The 22,175-nt window shown below is 72.3% G+C and carries 21 protein-coding genes and 2 pseudogenes; 5 read left to right on the top strand and 18 right to left on the bottom strand.

Annotated elements, in window-relative coordinates; translation table 11 throughout:
- The first annotated feature begins 56 nt into the window (after positions 1 to 56).
- On the top strand, positions 57 to 1,253 hold the full coding sequence (locus ABVB68_RS32165; RefSeq protein WP_353604716.1) for a TerD family protein: 1,197 nt from the start codon (positions 57 to 59) through the stop codon (positions 1,251 to 1,253).
- Positions 1,254 to 1,449: 196 nt separating this feature from the next.
- On the opposite strand, the gene ABVB68_RS32160 is transcribed toward ABVB68_RS32165, so the two are convergent.
- From ABVB68_RS32160 to ABVB68_RS32130, 7 genes and pseudogenes are all read right to left on the bottom strand, one after another.
- Positions 1,450 to 2,016: a TetR/AcrR family transcriptional regulator gene (locus ABVB68_RS32160; RefSeq protein WP_353604715.1), complete on the bottom strand. Its 567-nt coding sequence runs from the start codon at positions 2,014 to 2,016 to the stop codon at positions 1,450 to 1,452.
- A gap of 100 nt (positions 2,017 to 2,116) precedes the next feature.
- Positions 2,117 to 2,338, bottom strand: a pseudogene (locus tag ABVB68_RS32155) (TROVE domain-containing protein); the annotation flags it as partial.
- Positions 2,339 to 2,414: 76 nt separating this feature from the next.
- On the bottom strand, positions 2,415 to 3,689 hold the full coding sequence (locus ABVB68_RS32150; RefSeq protein ID WP_353604714.1) for a hypothetical protein: 1,275 nt from the start codon (positions 3,687 to 3,689) through the stop codon (positions 2,415 to 2,417).
- A gap of 271 nt (positions 3,690 to 3,960) precedes the next feature.
- Positions 3,961 to 5,211, bottom strand: coding sequence for a hypothetical protein (locus tag ABVB68_RS32145; protein WP_353604713.1), 1,251 nt, complete (start codon positions 5,209 to 5,211; stop codon positions 3,961 to 3,963).
- Positions 5,212 to 5,358: 147 nt separating this feature from the next.
- Positions 5,359 to 6,093 (bottom strand): Crp/Fnr family transcriptional regulator, encoded by a 735-nt coding sequence (locus ABVB68_RS32140; RefSeq protein ID WP_353604712.1) that lies wholly within the window; start codon positions 6,091 to 6,093, stop codon positions 5,359 to 5,361.
- A gap of 158 nt (positions 6,094 to 6,251) precedes the next feature.
- Positions 6,252 to 7,703, bottom strand: a complete 1,452-nt coding sequence (locus ABVB68_RS32135; protein WP_353604711.1) for an alkaline phosphatase PhoX — start codon at positions 7,701 to 7,703, stop codon at positions 6,252 to 6,254.
- A gap of 179 nt (positions 7,704 to 7,882) precedes the next feature.
- Positions 7,883 to 9,307: a hypothetical protein gene (locus tag ABVB68_RS32130; RefSeq protein WP_353604710.1), complete on the bottom strand. Its 1,425-nt coding sequence runs from the start codon at positions 9,305 to 9,307 to the stop codon at positions 7,883 to 7,885.
- Between the two features lie 265 nt (positions 9,308 to 9,572).
- Between ABVB68_RS32130 and ABVB68_RS32125 the strand changes: the two genes are divergently transcribed.
- Entirely contained in the window at positions 9,573 to 11,399 is a 1,827-nt protein-coding gene (locus tag ABVB68_RS32125) for a DUF8508 domain-containing protein (protein WP_353604709.1), read from the top strand.
- Positions 11,400 to 11,502: 103 nt separating this feature from the next.
- On the opposite strand, the pseudogene ABVB68_RS32120 reads toward ABVB68_RS32125, so the two are convergent.
- Together ABVB68_RS32120 and ABVB68_RS32115 are read right to left on the bottom strand one after the other, a co-directional pair.
- Positions 11,503 to 11,649 (bottom strand): annotated as a pseudogene (locus ABVB68_RS32120) (SRPBCC family protein); the annotation flags it as partial.
- A 186-nt stretch (positions 11,650 to 11,835) separates the two neighbouring features.
- Positions 11,836 to 12,396, bottom strand: a complete 561-nt coding sequence (locus ABVB68_RS32115) for a DUF3618 domain-containing protein (RefSeq protein WP_353604708.1) — start codon at positions 12,394 to 12,396, stop codon at positions 11,836 to 11,838.
- Between the two features lie 769 nt (positions 12,397 to 13,165).
- Here ABVB68_RS32115 and dapA point away from each other — a divergent pair.
- Both dapA and ABVB68_RS32105 read left to right on the top strand, forming a co-directional pair.
- The gene (gene dapA, locus ABVB68_RS32110) at positions 13,166 to 14,083 is read left to right on the top strand and encodes a 4-hydroxy-tetrahydrodipicolinate synthase (protein WP_353604707.1); all 918 of its coding nucleotides are present in this window, start codon (positions 13,166 to 13,168) and stop codon (positions 14,081 to 14,083) included.
- A 166-nt stretch (positions 14,084 to 14,249) separates the two neighbouring features.
- A complete protein-coding gene (locus tag ABVB68_RS32105) occupies positions 14,250 to 14,543 on the top strand; it encodes a hypothetical protein (RefSeq protein WP_353604706.1) in 294 nt (97 codons plus the stop codon).
- Positions 14,544 to 14,790: 247 nt separating this feature from the next.
- On the opposite strand, the gene dapD is transcribed toward ABVB68_RS32105, so the two are convergent.
- The 3 genes from dapD to ABVB68_RS32090 all read right to left on the bottom strand — a co-directional run bounded on the left by dapD (position 14,791) and on the right by ABVB68_RS32090 (position 16,711).
- Complete coding sequence (dapD, locus tag ABVB68_RS32100; RefSeq protein WP_353604705.1) at positions 14,791 to 15,777, bottom strand: 2,3,4,5-tetrahydropyridine-2,6-dicarboxylate N-succinyltransferase; 987 nt, start codon at positions 15,775 to 15,777, stop codon at positions 14,791 to 14,793.
- Positions 15,778 to 15,851: 74 nt separating this feature from the next.
- On the bottom strand, positions 15,852 to 16,388 hold the full coding sequence (locus tag ABVB68_RS32095) for a TetR/AcrR family transcriptional regulator (protein ID WP_353604704.1): 537 nt from the start codon (positions 16,386 to 16,388) through the stop codon (positions 15,852 to 15,854).
- On the bottom strand, positions 16,388 to 16,711 hold the full coding sequence (locus tag ABVB68_RS32090; RefSeq protein WP_353604703.1) for a DMT family transporter: 324 nt from the start codon (positions 16,709 to 16,711) through the stop codon (positions 16,388 to 16,390). The genes ABVB68_RS32095 and ABVB68_RS32090 overlap by 1 nt, the downstream gene beginning before the upstream one ends.
- Positions 16,712 to 16,911: 200 nt before the next feature.
- Here ABVB68_RS32090 and ABVB68_RS32085 point away from each other — a divergent pair, with 200 nt between their 5' ends.
- Complete coding sequence (locus ABVB68_RS32085) at positions 16,912 to 17,670, top strand: AbfB domain-containing protein (RefSeq protein WP_353604702.1); 759 nt, start codon at positions 16,912 to 16,914, stop codon at positions 17,668 to 17,670.
- Positions 17,671 to 17,779: 109 nt separating this feature from the next.
- On the opposite strand, the gene ABVB68_RS32080 is transcribed toward ABVB68_RS32085, so the two are convergent.
- The 6 genes from ABVB68_RS32080 to sufD are packed head-to-tail and all read right to left on the bottom strand — an operon-like array spanning position 17,780 to position 22,154.
- Positions 17,780 to 18,112 (bottom strand): metal-sulfur cluster assembly factor, encoded by a 333-nt coding sequence (locus ABVB68_RS32080; protein WP_353604701.1) that lies wholly within the window; start codon positions 18,110 to 18,112, stop codon positions 17,780 to 17,782.
- Positions 18,109 to 18,576 (bottom strand): Fe-S cluster assembly sulfur transfer protein SufU, encoded by a 468-nt coding sequence (gene sufU, locus ABVB68_RS32075; protein WP_353604700.1) that lies wholly within the window; start codon positions 18,574 to 18,576, stop codon positions 18,109 to 18,111. The genes ABVB68_RS32080 and sufU overlap by 4 nt, the downstream gene beginning before the upstream one ends.
- Before the next feature lie 18 nt (positions 18,577 to 18,594).
- Positions 18,595 to 19,851, bottom strand: coding sequence for a cysteine desulfurase (locus tag ABVB68_RS32070; RefSeq protein WP_353604699.1), 1,257 nt, complete (start codon positions 19,849 to 19,851; stop codon positions 18,595 to 18,597).
- A complete protein-coding gene (sufC, locus tag ABVB68_RS32065; RefSeq protein WP_353604698.1) occupies positions 19,848 to 20,612 on the bottom strand; it encodes a Fe-S cluster assembly ATPase SufC in 765 nt (254 codons plus the stop codon). The genes ABVB68_RS32070 and sufC overlap by 4 nt, the downstream gene beginning before the upstream one ends.
- Positions 20,613 to 20,619: 7 nt before the next feature.
- Positions 20,620 to 20,937 carry a non-heme iron oxygenase ferredoxin subunit gene (locus ABVB68_RS32060; RefSeq protein ID WP_353604697.1) on the bottom strand — a complete coding sequence of 106 codons (318 nt, stop codon included), beginning with the start codon at positions 20,935 to 20,937 and terminating at the stop codon, positions 20,620 to 20,622.
- A complete protein-coding gene (gene sufD, locus ABVB68_RS32055) occupies positions 20,934 to 22,154 on the bottom strand; it encodes a Fe-S cluster assembly protein SufD (protein ID WP_503006413.1) in 1,221 nt (406 codons plus the stop codon). Before sufD ends, ABVB68_RS32060 begins: the two co-directional genes overlap by 4 nt.
- Positions 22,155 to 22,175 lie beyond the last annotated feature (21 nt).

Genomic DNA, 22,175 nt, shown 5'->3' with positions numbered 1-22,175 from the left:
TTCGGCGGGTAAGGGAACGGTAAAGCGGTGCCGCTCGTTCACCCGGCATGACAGCTATGACCCCTGGCTCGAACATCCCTCTTACCGCCGCGCGCGTGACGGTGGACGTCGCCGCTCCGGTGCGGCTCGACGTGTCGGGCCTGCTGCTCACGGGCGACGGCAAGGTGCGTTCCGACGCCGACTTCATCTTCTACAACCAGCCCACCGGACCGGGCGTGACGTACCGGTCCGGCGGCGGTGCCGCGCCGGACGCGATCACGGTGGACACCGCCGCCGTGCCGCCGGACATCGACAAGATCGTGGTCACGGCCAGCCCGGACGCGCCCGGCCAGACCTTCCAGGGCATCGAGCCGACGGCCACGATCCGCGACGCGGACGGCGGCGCCGCACTGGCGACGTTCACCCCGCCGCGGCTCGGCGCGGAGACGGCGCTGGTCATCGTGGAGATCTACCGGCGCAACGGCCAGTGGAAGGCCCGCGCCGTCGGCCAGGGGTATGCGAACGGGCTGGCCGGTATCGCGACGGACTTCGGCGTGACGGTGGAGGAACCGGCCGCCACCCCCGCCGCCCCGCCGCAGCCGGCCGCCGCGCCGGCCCCGGCGGTGTCCGCACCCCCGGTCCCGTCGGCTCCCCCGGCTGCTGCGGCACCGCCCGCCCCTCCGGCGCCCGGTGCCGGGAAGATCAACCTGGACAAGGGCCGGGTCAGCCTCCAGAAGAACCAGACCGTCTCCCTGGTCAAGGGCGGCCGGCCGCTGCTCTCCCGGGTGCAGATGGGCCTCGGCTGGGAGCCCGCCTTCCACGGCAGGGACATCGACCTGGACGCCTCGGTCATCGCCTACGGTCCGCAGCGCAACCACATCGACAGCTGCTACTTCGGCAAGCTGACCATCCTGAACGGCGCGGTCAAGCACTCCGGCGACAACCTCACCGGTGAGGGCGCGGGTGACGACGAGGTCATCGTGGTCGACCTCGGCCGCATCCCCCAGGAGGTCACGGGTCTGGTCTTCACGGTCAACTCCTTCACCGGCCAGAAGTTCACGGAGGTCGCCAAGGCGTACTGCCGCCTCGTGGACACGGCGACCGGCGAGGAGCTCGTCCGCTTCGACCTCACCGGCGCGGAGCCGCAGACCGGCGTGATGATGGCCAAGCTCGTCCGCCAGTTCTCCGGTGAGTGGGACATGACGGCCATCGGCGACTTCGTCAAGGCCCGCACGGTGCGGAACATGGTGAAGCCGGGGGCCGGGGCCCTGTAGCGACCAGGCACGGCGGGGGCGGCCGCCGCGAGCTCCGGCCGCCGCCCCGGCCGCACCCGATCGGTCTGCCGCGCCCGGGGGGCCGATCGGGCGTGGCCGGGTCGCTGGGACTGCGCCCGGGCCGGGCAATGGCCACCCGTCCGGGTGGGGAATCGGGCCCTGCCTCCCGGCCGATCCGGGGAGCGGGCACCGGGGGCTACGGCCGCAGTCCCTCCGTCAGCAGGGTCAGATAGCGGCGGATCTCCCCGACGTGCCCGTTCCCGAGCTCCGACGCAGTGGCGATCCCGTGCGCCAGCCGCAGCACCTCGATCGGCTCCAGGTCCGCCCGCAGGGTCCCCTCGGCCTGTGCCGCTCCCACCAGCCGGCTCGCCGCCCCCTGCACCGCCGTACCGCACACCGTGCGCGCCGCCGGGCTGCCGTCGGTGACCGCCGCCCCCAGCAGCACCTTCATGCCGCGCAGTTGGATCGTGGCGACACACCACTCGTGCAGCCACTCCATCAGCGCCTCACCCGGCGGCAGCTCCCCGGCCAGTTCGTCGGCACGCCGGCCCAGCGCCTCGATCCGGTCCACGTACGCCGCCTCCAGCAGCGCCCGGCGGGTCGGAAAGTGCCGGTAGAGGGTGCCTGAGCCGACGCCCGCCCGCTTGGCGATCCGGTCGAGCGACGCGTTCTCCCCGTGCTCGGCGAAGGCCTGCGCCGCCACCCGCAGCAATCGCTCGTAGTTGCGCCGAGCGTCCGCGCGCATGGGCCTGACCGGTGCCATCCAGCAACTCCTCGCGAACCGGCGACTGTCTCCGCATGCTATCCGCCCCGGCCCCGGGCCGGACTTCGGCGGCAGACGCGACGAGGCTGGGCGGCCCGGGTCAGTGCTGCCAGGGCCGGCGGGTGCCGCCGGCCGCTTCCCGCAGTGGCACCAGCCGGAAGACCGCGTCCGAAAGGCCTCCGAAGGTGCGCCGGTTGCCCGTGCCGGAGGGGCCGCGGCCCGCCCGACAGCCCTCCAGGTGCCAGGTGCAGACCGGGATCCGCGCCGGGATCCGCGCGGGGCGGTCACCGTGCCGGCCGGGCGCGTACTGCTCGTCGGTGACGCTCTCGGGAACGGGCCGCGAGGGCAGCGAGCGAATCGACGGCGCATCACGCCGTCACCGGGTTGTCCGCAGGTGTTCAGCAGGAGGGCAGACCGAGCCCTCCACGCTGGTCCGGCCGGATCCAGACGACGGAGAGATAGCCGAACCGGCCGTCGGTCCAGCGGACGCCGTACCAGAGGGTGGACTCGGCGAGCCCGGGGTTGCCGTCGTCGCGGGCGTTGCGGTCCTCACCGTTGGTGGTGCGGTCCCCCTCGGTGCGACAGGTGGCGGCGACGGTGTCCCCGGTGTGCAACTCCGTGCCGGCGAGGGCGCAGTGGTCGTCGGCGCAGTGGTCGTCGGCGCAGTGGTTCTTCGTGACCGAGGACAGGTAGGCCGCGCTGTCGTCCTCGCGCATCTCGCTCGGGCCGTTGGTCACCTTGTTGGAGACGGTGACGGTCCGGCTCGCCGGGGTCCCGGGTCGGGCGTCGCCGGACTCGTCGGAACCGCTTCCCGGGGACGTGCCGCCACCGGAGGAGGTGTCCCCGCCCGGGGAGTCGCCGCCCGACGGGGCGGGCGCCTGTCCGACGGTGAACGTGTCCTCGGCCTCGCGTCCGGTCGACAGGTCGACGAGGTGGGTGGTGTAGGTGCCGACGGGGTCGCCCTTGCACGGCCACTTCCAGACGACCGATCCGTCGGCCCGCACGGTTCCGGAGTCGTGCGCGAGGGGGTAGGCCGATCCGTCCGGCCGGGTCGCGTCGACGGAGTAGGGACCGCCTGGGGTGAACCGGCCGCTGCGCGAGGCCAGTTCGCCTCCTTCGGTCGTGCAGGAGCCGGTCACCTCGAAGTGGAGCGGCTCCGGGGCGGGGGCGGCCGGGTCCTTCTCGTGGCCGATGTGGTCGCACTGGGCGGTTCCGGGCGTCTGGTCGCGGACCAGGTCCGACCAGACCCAGCCCGTCTTCCCGCTCTGCGGCCCGCTCGTGACCTCGACCTTGAACCACTTCGCCGACGCCTCGTCGGGCGGCGGTGTGGTGCTCGCCCAGCACCGCATGGCCACGGTGGTGCCGTTGCCCAGCCGTTCCAGCGCGATGCAGTCGAGGCTCCAGGGGTTCTGGCCCAGCGGTTTGTCGGCGCCGCCCAGCGGGCAGCTGCGGAGCGTCACCGTGCCGTCGGCGCCGGGCATCGCGTCGTCCTTCGGACGGGTGTGCACGTACGGCGTTCCGAGGGCCCCGGAAGCGCTTTTCGTGGCGTCGGCGGACGTGTGGACATCGGTGCGTCCGGCAGTGGTTCCGGGTACGGCGGACGCCAGCCAGGTGGCGGACCCGAGGAGGGTCACGCCGGCGGCGATCACCGCCAGCCGTCGGTTCCGGCGCATGGGTGTCTCCCTTCAGGGGGGAATGCAGAAGGTTGCGGGCTGTCGAGAGGGCCCGGCCGCCACGTCGGCGGCCGGGTTCGGTGCTGTTCGGCTTCGCTGTTGCGCCGGTTCGGCTGCTCCGGTTCGGTGCTGCGCCGGTTCGGCTGCTCCGGTTCGGCGCTCTCCCGGGGTGAGCGCTGTGCGGGGCTGGGCGCCGTGCCGGGCTGAGCGCCGTGCCGGGCTGAGCGCTGGGCGCTGTGCCGGCTTGTAGTTCCCGGGGCAGGTGCGGGGCTCAGCCGACCTTGTCCACCTGGAAGGTGTCCCGCGCGGACCTGTGGGAGGTCTCGTCCGTGACGGTCATCGTGTACTCCCCCGCCGCGTCCTTCGCCTCGCACGTCCAGTCGGTGTTCAGGGCGCCCTGGCCGGTGGCCCTGCCCCGGCTGCCGTTGGACAGCGGGTAGGGCCGCCCGTCGGGATCCGTCACGGTGACCGTGTAGGGGCCGTCCGGGGTGAAACCGCCGGAGGAGACGGTGAGATGGTCTCCGGGGGCGGTGCAGGTGCCATCGACGCTGAGCCGCGGTGCGGTGGTGCCGGGCTTGTCGTCGTTCCACGGAAGTGCGGGCACCACGGCCGCGGCCACCGCGGCCACCGCGGCGATCACCGCCGCGACGATCGTCGCGGCCGCCTGGTCCGTCCACCAGCGCGGGCGCCTCCCACCCCGGCCGGCGTCACCCGCGGCGCCGGCGTCACCCACTGCGTCGGCCTCGCCCGCGGCGCCGGTGTCACGTGCGGCACCGCCCCGGGCGACGGCGTCGGTGTCGCCCGCGGTGCCCGTGCCGGCGCCCGGCGTGCGTGCCGTGGCGGCGCGGCGCGGGGTTTCCGGCGGCGGTGCGGGGCCCGCCTCCACGTCCCGGGCGGTGATTTCCTTGCGGAGCCGTTCGAGTTCCGAGGCGTCGCAGCCCGGCACCGTCAGCCAGGCCTGATCCGCGAAGCCCTTCTCGGGAAGGCCGATGCGGATGGGGAGGAACCGGTCGGGTTCGAGGCTGCCGAGGCGCTGCCGGGCAAGGTCGTACAGCCCGCTGTCGATGACCGCGACCACGGGGTGGTCGGGAAAGAGGTCGAGGGCCAGGCGGGCCTGCCAGCAGTCGAGGAAGCGCCGGGCCGTCACGGGCGCCTGACCGACCAGGTTGTCACCGACGCGCCTGGAGTAGCCCTCGACCACCGCGACGCGCAGCCGCGCCTTGGCGTGATCCGCGCGGCGTTCGTTGACGCGGCGGAACTCGACGGCGAGCGCGCTCAGGTACCGGTCCAGGATGTCGAGCCCACGGACGGCGGCTGGCCAGCGAACCAGTTCACCGTCGCCATGGTTCTGGACGAAGTCCGCCGGCCCGCCCAGGCGTGCGGTGAGTGCGGCCCGGCCGCGCGCACCCCGCGCGGTCTGGAGCAGGTCTTCCTGCGCGTGCATCACGTTGTCGCTGTACGCCTTCAGGTCGCCGAAGGTGTGCACGTACAGGCCGGAGTCTTCGATCGGTTCCAGGGACATCTGCCGTTACCCCCTGTCAGGAGTGACGAGTGGCGGGTTGCGCGGCACACCGAGACAGAAGGGCGGCGCGGGAACAGCAGTATGACCATCCTTCCGCTCCCGCCCAGAAGTCGCCGTCAAATGACGTCATCGAGAGCGGGCCGGTGGCTACGCCTGCGCGAACGCGCGCAGTTCCGGCAGGTGGCGCACCACCGTCCTGCGGTACTCGACGGAGACCAGACGGTGGCTCTTGAGGACCTGCAGGGCGCGGTAGGCGGTGCTCTCGCTCACTCCGATCAACGCCCCCCACTCGGCTTGGGTGAGATCCACGCCGATCGCCACGTCCGTGCGGCGCGGACTCGTCCGCCTCCCGTAGTCCTCCGCCATGTCGGCCACCGCCCCCGCGAGCCGGACCGCCGCCGAGCACCCGGATCCGGAGCGTCGGCGGGTGGCCGCCCCGAGTTTGCGGGCCACGGAGGCGGCCAGCACGAGGAGGGCGTCGGGCAGCTCGCGCATCAACTGCAGGAACCGGGGCCCGTCGAGCCGCACGGCGTACGCCGGTTCCCGGCCCCGCACCTCCACGGTGGCCGCGCGCGGCTGGCCCTCCAGCGCGGCGAGTTCCCCGATGACGTCACCGCCGGCGCGCACGGCGAGCAGCCTCCTGCGTCCCTCGCCGGCCCGCGAGGTGACCTTCACCGTCGAGGACAGCAGCAGGAACACGTCCGTGCCGGCCTCGCCCTCGGTGACGATCGGCTCACCCGGGCCGAAGGCGACCACCGTCCCGGCCGCCGTGAGTGCGGACAGCTCGGACTGGCGCAGGCGACGCAGGAACGTGCCCTGGCCCCAGGCACCGCGGTGGCGGCGCACGAGCTCCGGCAGGTCCTCCCCCTCGATCCGCTGCACAGCGCCTCCGTCACCGATGGCCGTCGTGGTGCGGACATTATGCTGCGCGGCTCGACACGGAGGCGGTGATTCCGGCACAAAGCGTATGTACGGTACGCGGACGGGCCGACGTGCGTCTCCGCTCGTCGGCCCGTCGGGGGTGGTGGGGTCGCCGTCGTCTACCGCTTCTGCCGCTTCCAGGGGCCGGTGATGGCGAGCATGATGCCCGGGGTCTGGATGTTGGCGAACAGCGTCCGGCCGTCGGGCGAGAAGGTGACGCCGGTGAACTCGCTGTACTCGGGCTTCTCGGCGGTGCCGGCGTTCAGCTCGTTGCGGGCGATCGGGTAGGTGCGGCCGCTGTCGGTGGCGCCGAACAGGTGCTGGACGCCCTCGCCGTCCTCCGCGATGACCAGGCCGCCGTACGGGGAGACGGTGATGTTGTCCGGGCCGTCGAAGTGGCCGTCCTCGGCCGGGTCGGGGTTCACACCGAGCAGGACCTTCAGGGTCAGGGTGCGCCGCTTGGGGTCGTAGAACCAGACCTGGCCGTCGTGCCGGACCGGACTCTCGGCACGGGCGTAGGAGGAGACGACGTAGGCGCCGCCGTCGGCCCACCACATGCCCTCCAGCTTGCGGGCGCGGGTGACCTCGCCCTCGGTGAACTGCTTGCGGACGGACACCGTCCTGGCGTCGCGGTCCTGGACGTCCACCCAGTCGACGCCGTAGACGGTGCCGATCCGCGGGGCGCGGGAGAGGTCGTCGACGAACCTGCCGCCGGAGTCGAAGCACTTGAAGGCCTGGAGCACGCCCGCGTCGTCGGCGAGGGTGCGCAGCCTGCCGCGGCCGTGGTGGAAGCCCTGCGGCGGGGTCCAGCGGTACAGCAGGCCGTTGGGGCCGGAGGCGTCCTCGGTGAGGTAGAGGTGGCCGCGCTTGGGGTCGACGACGACGGCCTCGTGGGCGTAGCGGCCGAGGGCCTTGACCGGCTTGGGGGCGCGGTTGGCCCGGCGGTCCTGCGGGTCGACCTCGAAGACGTAGCCGTGGTCCTTGGTGAAGCCGTTCTTGCCGGCCTTGTCCTCGGTCTCCTCGCAGGTCAGCCAGGTGCCCCACGGGGTGCTGCCGCCCGCGCAGTTGGTGGCGGTGCCGGCGATGCCCACCCACTCGGCCACCTCGCCACCGCGGCGGACCTCGACGACGGTGCAGCCGCCGGCCGCCATCGGGTCGTAGACGAGGCCCTCGGCGAGCGGCACCGGGTGCGGCCAGTCGGCACGGGCACCGGCCAGCTCGTGGTTGTTGACGAGGAGGGTGGTGCCGCGCGGGCCTTCGAAGGTGGCGGTGCCGTCGTGGTTGGACGGGGTGAACTCGCCGGACTCGAGCCTGGTCCGGCCGCTGTAGGTGATGATCTTGTACGTGAAGCCCGCGGGCAGGGCCAGGATGCCGTTCGGGTCGGGGATCAGCGGTCCGTAGCCGACGCCGTGGTGGCCGTGCGCCGACGCGCCGTCCGCGGCCGCGATGTCGGTCTCCGTGGACGCGAGGGCGTTCGGCGCGGTGGCGAGCGCGCCGACGCCGCCCGCCAGCGCGACCCCGACACCGGTGACCGCGGATGTTCTGGCGAAGTCCCTGCGGGTGAGCGACATGGTGTCTCCTGTGACGGTGGGTGTGCCGTGGAGGGTGGCGGGCTGCGGTTCGGCGCACAGGTTTCCGGCCGCCGCTGAACGGGAGTTGAACGGCGGGCTACCTCAGAGCCCCTTGTCCGAGAATCCGTACGCACCACACCATGAGCGGCGAAACCCACCGGCCCCGCCGTCGCGCCGCGTCACCCCGCTTGCTGGGAGCGGGCCTTGAACGCGGCCTTGCGGGCCTCCTTCGCCACCTTCTTGTCCGGGTGCAGCCGCCCCATCGCCTCCAGCACGTCGGCCGTCGCGGGGTGTTCCACCCGCCAGGCCGCCGCGAAGAATCCGCCGTGCTGCTCGGCGAGCCCCTCCACGAGGGCCTGGAGTTCCTCGGAGTTGCCCTCGGCCTGCAGCTGCGCGGCCACGGTGTCGATGGTCAGCCAGAACACCAGCTCCTGCGAGGGCGGCGGCACCTCGGCGGCGCCCCGCTCGCTCAGCCACACCCGGGCGAGCCCGCCCAGCTCGGGATCGTCCAGGACGTCGCGCAGCGCGGGCTCGGCCTCCGCGCCGACCAGCGACAGCGCCTGCTGGCAGCGCAGCCTGCGCAGGGGCGCCCCCGCGTCCGCGCCGCGTGCCGCCGCGAGCAGTTCCCGTGCCGCGGCGAGGGATTCACGACGGGCGAGCCAGTGCTCGGTCTCGGCACGCGCGGCGGTCTGCCCGAAGTGCGCCGTGCCGTCGAGCAGCGCGTCCGCGCCCTTGTCGGCGAGTTCGCCCACGGCCGGCGCCTCGATCCCGGCCTCCAGCAGCCGCGTCCGCAGCCCGTAGGCGCCGAGCGGGGTGAGCCGGACCATGCCGTAGCGGGAGACGTCGGTGTCGTCGACCGGCGCGGCGGGCTCCTCCTCGGCGTCGGCCATCAGCGCCTCGTCCACCGGCCGGTACTCCACCAGGCCGATCGGCTCCAGCAGCCGGAACTGGTCGTCGAGCCGCATCATGGCGTCGGAGACCTGCTCCAGGACGTCGTTGGTGGGCTCCCCCATGTCGTCGGGCACGAGCATCGACGCGGCGAGGGCGGGCAGCGGGACGGCGCCCTCGCCGGGCCCGTCCTCACTCACGGTCAGCAGGTAGAGGTTGCCGAGGACACCGTCGAGGAACTCCACCTCCGCCTCCGGGTCCCAGTCGAGTGACGAGAAATCGATCTCGCCGCTCTCGTCCAGCGCCTCGGCCAGGCCGTCCAGGTCCGGAACGCCCGCGTCCGCGATGACGGTCTCCAGGGCGGCGAGCCACACGGCGAGCACGTCGTGCGGGGAGCCGCCGGTGAGCAGCGCGAGGTCGGCGCCGGCCGCCACGGTGCCGGCCTCCTCGTCCACGATCTCGACCAGACCGGCGTCCAGGGCGACCCGCCAGGCCTCGCTCGCGTAGGCGGCGGCGTCGTCACCGCTCAGCCCGAGCAGCTCGGCGGCGGCCGGCAGCTGCTCCTCGACGAGCCCGCCCCCGGCGTCCACCCGCGTGCCCGGGCCGGCCCAGCGGGCGAGGCGGGCGGCGCGGGAGAGCAACGGCGTCGACAGCGCGGCGCGCGCCAGCTCCGGTTCGGGGTGCAGCCGTACGGGCGGCAGGGGGGAGTCGGACATCGGCTGGTTCTCCTCGGACCGTGAACAGGCTCAGCCGCTCAGCCTAGACGGATTTCCACCCATGCCGCCCGGTTCATCTCCCCGACGGCCCCCGTCCATGGCCGAAACCTTGACAACTCCCGCCGCTACACAGGAGATTGACGCGCGTAGAAGTTGGGGGGACAACTGTTCACTCGGCTCTATGCGTGTCACAGAGGGCGACGAGCCCCGCACGCTCCCGTTCCACCCTCGTCCCGGCGCTCACACACGTCCCCGGAGGGAACCCTTGCCGAGCAGGTCTTCCGCGCGCCTCGCCGCGCTCACCGTCGCCGCCGTCTGCAGCGCGACGTCCGCCGTCGTCCTCACGTCGCCCGCGCACGCCGACTCGGTGCGCGTCCACGACATCCAGGGCACGACCCGCATATCACCGCTGGCCGGCCAGAAGGTGGCCGACGTGCCCGGCGTCGTCACGGCCACGCGCGCCTACGGCTCCTCCAGAGGTTTCTGGCTGCAGGACCCGACCCCGGACGACGATCCGGCCACCAGCGAAGGCGTGTTCGTCTTCACCGGCTCCGCGCCGAAGGTCGCGGTCGGCGACTCGGTCACGGTCACCGGCACGGTCTCCGAGTACGTGCCGGGGGGCACCTCCTCCGGCAACCAGTCGCTGACGGAGATCACCAAGCCGGTGGTCACCACCGTCTCCACGGGCAACGCGGTCCCGGCGCCCACCGTGATCGACGCCGGCTCGGTGCCCAGCCGGTACACCCCGGCGGGCGACCCGGCCGCGAACGGCTCCGTCAACGGCCTCCCCCTGGAGCCGTCGAAGTACGCCACGGACTACTACGAGTCCCTGGAGGGCATGAACGTCCAGGTCGAGAACGCCCGGGTGGTCACCGCGACCGACCCGTACACCGAGCTGTGGGTCACGGTGAAGCCGTGGGAGCACCGCAGCCGGCGCGGCGGCACGGTCTACGGCTCCTACGAGTCCCAGAACACCGGCCGGATCCAGATCCAGTCCCTGGGCGCGCCCGCCGACTTCCCGAAGGCGAACGTCGGCGACACGCTCACCGGCGCCACCACCGGCCCGATGGACTTCAACCAGTTCGGCGGCTACACCCTCGTCGCGAGCCGGCTCGGCACGCTGGAGAGCGCCGGCCTGCAGCGCGAGACGACCCGGAAGCAGTCGCGCCACGAGCTGGCGGTGGCGACCTACAACGTCCAGAACCTCGACCCGTCCGACGCCACCTTCGACGAGCACGCCGCCGCGATCGTGAACAACCTGCAGTCGCCGGACATCGTGTCCCTGGAGGAGATCCAGGACGACAACGGCGCCAAGGACGACGGCACGGTCGGCGCGAGCGCGACCGTGAACAAGCTGATCGACGCGATCGTCGCGGCGGGCGGCCCGAGGTACGACTGGCGCTCGATCGACCCGGTCAACGACCAGGACGGCGGCGAGCCGGGCGGCAACATCCGCCAGGTCTTCCTGTTCAACCCGGAGCGCGTGTCCTTCGTGGACCGCGCGGGCGGCGACTCGACCACCGCCGTCGGCGTCACCAAGGTGCACGGCAAGGCCCGTCTGACGGTCTCCCCGGGCCGCATCGCCCCCGCGGACACGGCCTGGGCGAACAGCCGCAAGCCGCTGGCCGGCGAGTTCGTCTTCCGGGGCGAGACGGTCTTCGTGATCGCCAACCACCTCAACTCCAAGGGCGGCGACCAGGGCCTGACCGCGCAGTACCAGCCGCCGGTGCGCCGCTCCGAGGTGCAGCGCCACGCGCAGGCGACCCTGGTGAACGCGTTCGTCAAGGACCTCCTGCAGGTCCAGAGGAACGCGAACGTCATCGCGCTGGGCGACATGAACGACTTCGAGTTCTCCGGCACCACGCAGATCCTGGAGGGGGACGGCGAACTGTGGTCGGCGATCAAGTCGCTGCCGAAGAACGAGCGTTACACCTACGACTACCAGGGCAACCAGCAGGTCCTGGACCAGATCCTGGTCAGCCCGGCGATCCGGCGGGGCTGCGACTTCGAGTACGACAGCGTGCACATCAACTCGGAGTTCAACGACCAGATCAGCGACCACGACCCGCAGGTGCTCCGCTTCCGCCCGTAGTCCCGCGGTCCCCCTAGCGCGGCGGTCCCCGTGGCCAGGCGGTCGCCGTCGCCCGGCGGTCGCCGTGGTCGGCGGTCGCCGTGGTCGGCCGGTTCCCGGCGGGTCAGGACTGGCTGAACACGCCGTTCAGCCAGTCCTGCCAGGCGGTCTCGTTCGCCCGGGCGTCGGCGTCCGGCGCGAAGTCGTGCACGCTGATGCCGAGCGGGGCGCCCCAGTGCCCACGTCCGAAGACGCGGATGAGGGCGTCGTCGGGGCTCGGCGGGCAGCCTGGCCCTGACGGGGTCGAGTGAGACGGCCGCCGCTTCGGGGTCCTCGATCACGGTCACGTCCAGCACGCGTCCACCCTCCCACGAAAACTTTTCTCGTCCCGACGGACGTGGTTTTCGGCGGGAGGGTGTCACGGTGCGGGGAGCCGCGGTGTCGCCCGGCCCTGCGGTCAGTGCCCGCGGCGGCGACGGCTCCAGACGATGCCGGCCGTCACCGCGGCCGCGCCCAGGACGCCCACGGCGAGGATCGGGCCCGGGTGGCGCAGTCCCCTGCGCACCGTGCCGCGCAGCGGCTGCGGGACGGCGCCCTCCAGGGTGTGGCCGGCACGGCCCGCCCTGTGCTGGGCGGCGTGACCGGCCCGTCCGGCCCGGTCCTGCACGGCGTGCCCGGCGTGGGCGGCCCGGTCCTGCATCACATGTCCGGTCCTTGACGCCCGGTCCTGCACCACATGCCCGGTCCTGGCCGCCCGGTGCTGCATCGCGTGCCCGGTCCTGGCCGCCGTGCCCTGCACGGCGTGCCCCGCGTGCGTGGCGCTCTCGCGCAGCTGGACGGTCATGGCGCCGGCCTTGTCCCGCAGGTCGGCGGCCCGGGCGCGGGCCCGGCCCTTCACGTCGGCCTTCCCGACCAGCTGGGCGACCGTCTCGCCGAGTTGACTCCTGGTCTGCTCGATCTGCTGCCGCAGTTCGTCGGGGCCCTTGGCGCCCGAGCCGTGCGTAATCCTGTGCCTCATCGGTGTGCCCTTTCCCTGATCGCATCGACGTCCGCCCCGACGCCGACGAGCGTCTCCCCGGATACGGGCGGGGCGGGACGGCGCGGCGGGGCCGGAGAGAGCGATCCGGCGGCCCGGCCGACGAGTTCGCCCGGGGACGGGCGCCCCTCCGCCGTGGGCCGTGCGTGCGGGATCGCGTTCACCGTGCCCGCCTCCTCTCCGCCTCTTCCTCGTGCGGAGCATCCGGCCCGCTCCGCACAGAACCTCCGGGTACCCGGCGTGCGACCCCATAGCCGCGACCCACGCCCTCTCGGCCGTGGTCCGCCCCTCGGCACCGCGTTCCCCCGGAGGGGGGACGAGTTGTGCCTGGAACGGGTCGAGCCGCACCCGCAACAGCGCTTCCTCTGCCGTGACTTCACGCCCGCCCAGAGCGCCTCCGGGCGTCAACTCGGCGGACAGCTCCGTCCGGCGTGCCGCCCGGAGGCGCGGCCTCATCGGGCCGCGGGCACCTCGCCGCGGGCCGGTTCGGCGCGGACGCCGCCCTCCGGCGGCCGAGGTTGCGCTTCCCGGACGGGCGGCCCCTCCCCGGCGACTCCGGTGGCCGGTGCCCTGCCCAGCTTCATGACGCCTCCCACAACCTGGCATCGGCGACCTTTCGGCCATAGTGACCCAAGATGGGACGAAGCGACACACGAGCCCCGGACGTCACCGGCAGAGATTAGAGATGCTTATCAATATTGTGCAGAAAATTTAAGTGGAGCTACATCAAGGGGATGCCGAGACTATCCCCATGACGAGCACCCGCAAGCCCGCCCCGCCCTTCGGCCGCACACTCTGCGCGATGATCACGCCGTTCACGGAGGGGGGCGCGCTCGATCTGGACGGAGCCGGGCGCCTGGCCGCACGGCTGGTGCGGGAGGGCTGCGACGGGCTGGTCCTCAACGGCACGACGGGTGAGTCGCCGACCACCACGGACACGGAGAAGGCGGAGCTGATCCCGGCCGTCCGGGACGCGGTCGGTGACCGGGCCACGCTGGTCGCGGGCGTGGGCACGTCCGACACCCGGCACACGGCCGAACTGGCCCTGGCGGCGCGGCAGGCGGGCGCCGACGGCGTCCTGGTGGTCACCCCGTACTACAGCAGGCCGCAGCAGGAGGCCGTGGCCGCCCATTTCCTGCGGGTCGCCGACGCGAGCGAGCTGCCGGTCATGCTCTACGACATCCCGGGCCGCACCGGCACCCGGATCGAACCGGACACGATGATCCGGCTCGCGGACCATCCCCGGATCGTGGCCGTCAAGGACTGTTCCTACGATTTCCTGGGCGTCCAGAAGGTGCTCGCCCAAACCGAGTTGGCATACTACGCCGGCTGCGACGAGCACCTGCTCGCGCTGTACGCGGTCGGCGGCGCGGGCTGTGTGAGCACCCTCGGCAACGTGGCACCGGCCCACGTCGCCGCCGTCCTGGACGCCTTCGACGCGGGCGACACCGGCCGGGCCGGGCGACTGCAGCTGGAGGCGACGCCGTTGATCGAGGCGCTGACGGGTGCGGATCTGCCGGGCACGGTCACCACGAAGGCCCTGCTGTCGCGCCTCGGTCTGCCCGCCGGCCCGGTGCGCGCCCCGCTGCTGGCCGCGGACCGGGAGACGTCCGACGCCTTGCTGGCACTGCACGCCCGCCTCTCGACCCGGGCCGCCCTCACGCCCTGACGGCCGGTCCCTGCCCCGCCGCGCCCGCTGTCCGGCCCCCCTCGCGCTGTCCGGCCTCGCGGGCGCGCTAGCCCACTTGGGGACGCCGGGATGCGGTGCGTGCCCGGTTCCGTACGGTCGGTTGCGGGGCCGGGAGGTGCCCGGCCCCGCAGTCGGGAGGTCCGTCATGCCCCGCATCAGCATCAGCTCGACGCTCGTCACCCTCGCCACCGCCGGGGCGCTCACGCTCGCCGTCATCGGCTCGGCCTTCGGCGCGAACGGGTCGCTCATGATCAACGGCGTCCCCCACCCCGCCCCGAAAGGCTGTTTCGAGATCCCCGCCCTGTCGACCGTCTTCAACCTCACGGACGTGCCCGCCCTCGTCCACAACGTCCCGGGCTGCGCGGGCGGGTTCGTCCACATCATCAATCCCGGCCTGGCGGAACAGGTGCCCGGGACGCACAGCGTCTTCATCGGCTGACCGGAGGCATGCCGTCCGCGGCCCGCCGGCCGAGGGGGAAGCGCCCTTCCCGGCGGGTGGCCCTGTCAGCGGCGACCGAGACCGCGTGCGCCGCGGTGTTCGCGGGCGCACCGCGGATGGTCGCGCGAGCGCCCTCCCGGGCCGTCCAGGGGCCGCGGAAGGGCGCTCAGTGATGACCGGCGCCGACCGCTCGCAGCGGGTCGGGGCGTTGATCGGCAAGGCGGCCGCAGGTCACGGCCGCCGGTGATCAGTTGTGGCTGTGCAGGATGTCGTTCAGGCCGCCCCAGACCGCGTTGTTCGGGCGGGCCTCGACCTTGCCGGTGACCGAGTTGCGGCGGAAGAGGATGTTGGAGGCGCCGTTCAGCTCGCGGGCCTTGACGATCTGGCCGTCGGGCATGGTGACCAGGGTGCCCGCGGTGATGTACAGGCCGGCCTCGACCACGCACTCGTCGCCGAGCGCGATGCCGACGCCCGCCTCGGCGCCGATCAGGCAGCGCTCGCCGATGGAGATGATCACGTTGCCGCCGCCGGACAGGGTGCCCATGGTGGAGGCGCCGCCGCCGATGTCGGAGCCGTTGCCGACCACCACGCCGGCGGAGATCCGGCCCTCGACCATGGAGGTGCCGAGGGTGCCGGCGTTGAAGTTGACGAAGCCCTCGTGCATGACCGTGGTGCCCTCGGCCAGGTGCGCGCCGAGGCGGACCCGGTCGGCGTCGGCGATGCGGACGCCCTTCGGGGCGACGTAGTCCGTCATGCGCGGGAACTTGTCGATCGAGGTCACCTGCAGGTGCAGGCCCTCGGCGCGGGCGTTCAGCCGCACCTTCTCGATGTCGTCCACGGCGACCGGGCCGAGCGAGGTCCAGGCGACGTTCGCGAGGTGCCCGAAGATGCCGTCCAGGCTCTGGCCGTGCGGCTTGACCAGGCGGTGCGAGAGCAGGTGCAGGCGCAGGTAGACGTCGTGCGCGTCGATCGGCTTCTCGTCCAGGGAGGCGATGACCGTGCGGACCGCGACCACCTCGACACCCCGGCGGCTGTCCGGGCCGGTCGCCGCGGTCGCGCCGCCGCCCAGCAGCTCCGCCGCCTGCTCGGCGGTCAGCCGCTCGGTGCCGGCGGGGCCCGGCTCGGCGACCAGCTCGGGCGCCGGGAACCAGGTGTCGAGGACGGTGCCGTCGGAGGCGATCGTGGCGAGGCCGGCGGCCACGGCGCCGATGGTGCGGGAAGCAGAGTCGGTCATGGGGGAAAACCTAACGTGGGCGGGGTCGCGGAGGCCAACCACCGCCGGGGGCGTCTCAGGTGCCGGGCGCGGTTTCAGGGGATCAGCCGAGCCAGTGCCTCGCGCGCGTACTCCTCGTCGTACGAACCGCCCGTCAGCAGCACCTGAAGGCAGATGCCGTCCATCAGCGCCGGCAGCACCCGGGCCGTCACCGGGTCCACCCGCGCGGTCAGCCGCTCGGCCGTCTCCTGTGCCCACCGGGCGGCGACGGGCCGCAGGGCGGGACGGCGGAGGGCCGCGAGATACAGCTCGTACTCCAGCTCGGCGCCCGGCCGGTCGCCGTCCAGCCACTGGCCGAGGACCCGGGCGAGACCGGCGGCGAGGTCGCCGCCGGTGTCCTCCAGCACCCCGCTGGCGGCGAGCGCCCGGGCGAAGCCCTCGTTCGCCTGGCAGAGGGCGGCCACCAGCAGGTCGTCCAGGGTGGCGAAGTGGTACGTCGTGGAGCCGAGCGGCACGTCGGCCTCGGCGGCGACGGACCGGTGGCTGAGTCCGGCGATGCCTTCCCGGCCGGCCACGCGGATCGCCGCGTCGATGATCCGCTGGCGCCGGTCGGGGTCGTAGCGGCGGGGCATCAGTGCGTCGCCCCGCCCAGGTTCAGGACCACCACTCCGCCGATGATCAGCAGGATCCCGGCGACCTTGGTCACGCTCAGCCCCTCGCCGAACAGCAGCAGCCCGAGGACGGCGATGGCCGCGGTGCCCACCCCGGACCAGATCGCGTACGCCGTGCCGATCTGCACGGTCTTCAGCGTCTGGGCGAGCAGCGCGAACGACACGACGTAGCCCAGGGCCGTGACGAGGGAGGGCCAGAGCCTGCTGAACCCCTCGGTGTACTTCATCGCCGTGGTGGCGGCGACCTCGGCGGCTATGGCACCGGCGAGCGACAGGTATCCCATGTGTACGAGCGTACACAGCAGTTGCGTACGGACGTACACAAACCCGAACGTCACACTTTCGGGGAAGGTGCTCGGCGAAACGGCCCCGGAACGGCGGCGGGATCACTACCGTCCAGCCTCGACACCACACTTTCGCCACATCTCACTCACCTCACCCTCACGCCCCCGGCTGGTCCCCGGGCGGCGGCGGAGATGCACACATGTCCGAAGACACCAGCCGTCCCCTGCGGCCGGCACCCCGGGAGGAACGGCCGAGCGCCTCCCGGATCCTCCGCGCCCGCAGGCTCTGGCCCGTCGGCGCACTCCTCCTGGCGGCCGTCGCCGCCTGCGTGACCGTGACGGCCCTGAACGACCGGGCCCCGGAGCGTCCGGGGCCCTCGGCCGCGGGCGGGGCGCCGGACGGGAAGGGCACCGGGCCGCTCCCCACCGGCGCGCCCGGCGGAAAGTCCCCGGCTCCCTCCCGCACGTCCGCCGAGCCCGCCACGCCCGCCTCACCGGGCGGGTCCACCACCGACCAGGGCGGTTCCGCCCGGCACCCGGGGAGACAGCGGTCCGTCCGCTCCCTCAGCCACCCCGACCGCTACTGGCAGGTCAGCGGCGACCAGGTGACGCTCGACCCCGCCACCTCGTCGGCCGCCCGCCGTGCCGCCACCTTCACCCTGGTCAAGGGCCTCGCCGATGGCCGGTGCTACTCCTTCGCCACGGCGGGCGGCGGCTTCCTGCGGCACCGGGACGACCGACTGCGCGCCGATCGCGACGACGGCTCCCGCGACTTCGAGCGGAATGCCACCTTCTGCCCGCGCCGCTCCACCTTCGCCGGGGCGACCCTGCTGGAGTCGGCCGACCGTCCGGGCCGCTTCCTGCGCCGGCAGGATCACCGGCTCCGGCTCGCCGCCGCGCAGAACACCGAGCTGTACCGGGCGGACTCGGCGTTCCTGCTGGTGGACGGGCTGAGCTGAGCGTACGAAAGCGGCGGCACCCGTCCGGGTGCCGCCGCTCTCACGCGCGGGGAAGCTCAGATAGACGCGCGGGGAGTGCTCAGACGTCGAAGCCGAGCGCCCGAAGCGCTCAGACGTTGAAGCCGAGCGCCCGAAGCTGCTCGCGGCCGTCGTCCGTGATCTTGTCCGGGCCCCACGGCGGCATCCAGACCCAGTTGATGCGCAGCTCGTTGACGAGGCCGTCGGTGGCGGACTTGGCCTGGTCCTCGATGACGTCCGTCAGCGGGCAGGCCGCCGACGTCAGGGTCATGTCGATGGTGGCGATGTTGGCCTCGTCGACGTGGATGCCGTAGATCAGGCCGAGGTTGACGACGTCGATCCCCAGCTCGGGGTCGACGACGTCCATCAGGGCCTCGCGGAGTTCCTCCTCCGAGGCCGGCTTCGTCTCCACGGTGTCGCTCATACGGTCTTCCTTTCGGCGTCGGCGCCGTCCAGCGCCTGGGCCGTCGCGTCCTTCCACGCCATCCAGCTCAGGAGGGCGCACTTGACCCGCGCGGGGTATTTGGAGACACCCGCGAACGCGACCGCGTCCTCCAGGATGTCCTCCATAGCGTCGTCCGGCTCGATCCGGCCCTTGGACTGCATCAGCTCCAGGAAGGTCTCCTGGATCTTCTGCGCGTCGGCCAGCTCCCTGCCGACGAGGAGCTCGTTGAGCACGGAGGCGGAGGCCTGGCTGATCGAGCAGCCCTGGCCCTCGTACGAGACGTCCTCGATCCTCGTGCCGTCGTACTTCACGCGAAGGGTGATCTCGTCGCCGCACGTCGGGTTCACGTGGTGCACCTCGGCGTCGCCATCCCGCAAGCCCCGCCCGTGCGGGTGCTTGTAGTGGTCCAGGATGACTTCCTGGTACATGGAGTCCAGCTTCACTGTCTCAGCTCACGTCCCTCAGCCGAAGAAGTTCCGTACGTGCTCCAGCCCCTCGACCAGTGCGTCGATCTCGGAGGGCGTGGAGTACAGATAGAACGACGCTCGCGTGGTCGCGGGAATTCCGTAGCGCAGGCAGACGGGGCGCGCGCAGTGGTGGCCGACGCGGACCGCGATGCCCTGCTCGTCGAGGACCTGGCCCACGTCGTGCGGGTGGATGTCGCCGAGCGTGAAGGAGATCGCGGCCCCGCGGTCCTCGGCCGTGGTGGGGCCGATGATCCTGAGGTCCGGGACCTGGGCCAGCCGCTGGACGGCGTACTCCGTCAGCGCGTGCTCGTGGGCGAGGATCTTGTCCATGCCGATCGAGTCGAGGTAGTCGATCGCCGCGCCGAGACCGACCGCCTGGGCGACCGGCGGGGTGCCCGCCTCGAACTTGTGCGGTGCCGGGGCGTAGGTCGAGGAGTGCATCGAGACGGTCTCGATCATCTCGCCGCCGCCCAGGAACGGGGGCAGGTCCTCGAGCAGCTCCTGGCGGCCCCACAGGACGCCGATGCCGGTCGGGCCGCACATCTTGTGGCCGGTGAAGGCCACGAAGTCGGCCTGCAGCGCCTGCACGTCCAGCGGCATGTGCGGGGCGGCCTGGGAGGCGTCGATGCAGACGAGCGCGCCGACCTCCTGCGCACGGCGGATTATCGCCTCGACCGGGTTGACCGTGCCCAGGATGTTCGACACCAGCACGAAGGAGACGATCTTCGTCTTCTCCGTGATGATCTCGTCGATGTTGGACAGGTCGAGCCGGCCGTCGTCGGTGAGGCCGAACCACTTCAGCTTCGCGCCCGTGCGCTGCGCCAGCAGCTGCCACGGCACGATGTTGGAGTGGTGCTCCATCTCCGTGATGACGATCTCGGTCTCGTGGTCCACGCGGTAGGGCTCGTCGGCCCAGCCCAGCATGTTCGCCACGAGGTTCAGCGACTCGGAGGCGTTCTTGGTGAAGATCACCTCGTCGCGGCTGGGCGCGTTGACGAACGCGGCGACCTTGTCGCGCGCGCCCTCGTACAGCGCCGTGGCCTCCTCGGCGAGCACATGCACACCGCGGTGGACGTTGGCGTTGTAGCGCTCGTAGTACTCGTTCAGGGCGTCCAGCACCTGGCGCGGCTTCTGCGAGGTCGCCGCGTTGTCCAGGTACACGAGCTTCCGGTCGTCGTGGACCAGCCGGTCCAGGATCGGAAAGTCCTTGCGGATCGCCTCGGTGTCGAGGAGGCCCGGCAGCTGCGTCACGCGGATACGCCACCCTTCGTGTATGCCTCGTAGCCCTCGTCCTCCAGCTTGTCGGCCAGCTCGGCGCCGCCGGACTCGACGATGCGGCCGCCGGAGAAGACGTGGACGAAGTCGGGCTTGATGTAGCGCAGGATGCGCGTGTAGTGCGTGATCAGCAGGGTGCCGACCTCGCCGGTCTCGCGGACGCGGTTGACGCCCTCGGAGACGATGCGGAGCGCGTCGACGTCCAGGCCGGAGTCGGTCTCGTCGAGGATCGCGATCTTCGGCTTGAGCAGCTCGAACTGGAGGATCTCGTGCCGCTTCTTCTCACCGCCGGAGAAGCCCTCGTTCACGTTGCGCTCGGCGAAGGACGGGTCCATGGAGAGCCGCTCCATGGTCTCCTTGACCTCCTTCACCCAGGTGCGCAGCTTGGGGGCCTCGCCGCGGATCGCGGTGGCGGACGTGCGCAGGAAGTTGGAGACGGAGACGCCGGGGACCTCGACCGGGTACTGCATCGCCAGGAACAGGCCCGCGCGGGCACGCTCGTCGACGGACATCGCCAGGACGTCCTCGCCGTCGAGGGTGACGGTGCCGCCGGTGATCGTGTACTTCGGGTGACCCGCGAGGGAGTAGGCGAGGGTCGACTTGCCCGAGCCGTTGGGGCCCATGATGGCGTGCGTCTCGCCCTGCTTCACGGTGAGGTCGACGCCCTTGAGGATCTCCTTCGTGGCGTTGTCGGCCTCGACGGTGACGTGCAGGTCTCGGATTTCAAGCGTTGCCATGGGTGCCTCAGGACTCCTGGGAGAGGGAGACGAGAACGTCGTCCCCTTCGATCTTTACGGGGTATACGGGGACGGGGCGCGTCGCGGGGAGGCCGGAGGGCTTTCCGGTGCGCAGGTCGAAGGAGGAACCGTGCAGCCAGCACTCGATCTGGCAGTCCTCCACCTCGCCCTCGGAGAGCGAGACGTTCGCGTGCGAGCAGATGTCGTTGATCGCGAACACCCCGCCCTCGGTCCGCACGACGGAGACCGGCGTGCCGTCGAGTTCCACCCGCTTCGGGGTGTTCTCCTCCAGCTCACTCAGCCCGCAGGCGCGTACGAAGGTCATGCGACCGAAGCCTCCAGCTCCTCCGCGATCTTGGCGAGCAGGCGCTCCTCGATGTCGGCGACACCGATCTGCTGGACCAGCTCGGCGAAGAAGCCGCGGACCACCAGGCGGCGCGCCTCGTGCTCCGGGATGCCGCGGGCCATCAGGTAGAAGAGCTGCTCGTCGTCGAAGCGGCCGGTGGCGGAGGCGTGGCCGGCGCCGACGATCTCACCGGTCTCGATCTCCAGGTTCGGCACCGAGTCGACGCGCGCGCCGTCCGTGAGGACGAGGTTGCGGTTCATCTCGTAGGTGTCGGTGCCCTCGGCCTTCGCCTCGATCAGCACGTCGCCGATCCACACCGCGTGTGCGCTCTCGCCCTGCAGCGCGCCCTTGTAGGCGACGTTCGACTTGCAGTGCGGGGTGTTGTGGTCGACGAGGAGGCGGTGCTCCTGGTGCTGGCCGGAGTCGGTGAAGTACAGACCGAACAGCTCGGCCTCGCCACCGGTGCCGGCGTAGGCGACGCGCGGGTGCAGGCGCACCAGGTCGCCGCCGAAGGTGACCACGAACGACTTGAAGGTGGCGTCCCGGCCGACCAGCGCGTTGTGCTGGCCCACGTGGACGGCCTTGTCGTCCCAGTCCTGGACGGAGATGACGGTCAGCTTGGCTCCGTCGCCCAGGATGTAGTCGACGTTGGCGGCGAGCACGGCGTCACCGGTGTGGTCGATGACGACGACGGCCTCGGCGAAGGCCTCCAGCTCCACGACCTGGTGGCCGTAGGCGACCCCGCCCTCGCCGTGCACGGCGATGCGGATCGGCTCGGTGAGCACCGTCTCCTTGGGGACGGTGACCACGCCGGCCTTCTCGAAGGCCGAGTACGCCTGGGCGGCGACGCGGTCCACGGGGGTGCCGGCCCTGCCGATGCGGGCGTCGTCGCGGCCGACGGTCTCGACGGTCACGCCCTCGGGCGCCTGGACGTCCACCTTCACGCCGTCGCCGGTGGCGACCGCGGTGCCGTCGTGCAGCCCGCGCAGCCGCTCCAGCGGCGTGAACCGCCACTCCTCCTCGCGGCCGTGGGGGACGGGGAAGTCCGCCACGTCGAAGGACGGGGGCGCGCTCATGCGCGTGGCGACGGTCGACTCGGCGGCCACCGCGATCTGGCCGGCGGTGGTGGATCCCATCGGTGGGGGTCCCCCCGCTCGAGCGGAGTCGAGAGTGGGGGAGTTCTGAGCCTCAGCCATGGCTGTCGGTCTGCTCTCTTC

The sequence above is a fragment of the Streptomyces sp. NPDC096012 genome, assembly GCF_040426375.1.
Taxonomy (GTDB): domain Bacteria; phylum Actinomycetota; class Actinomycetes; order Streptomycetales; family Streptomycetaceae; genus Streptomyces.
Note: the sequence above shows the minus strand (reverse complement) of the source record. Positions and strands in the feature narration are given on the sequence as shown.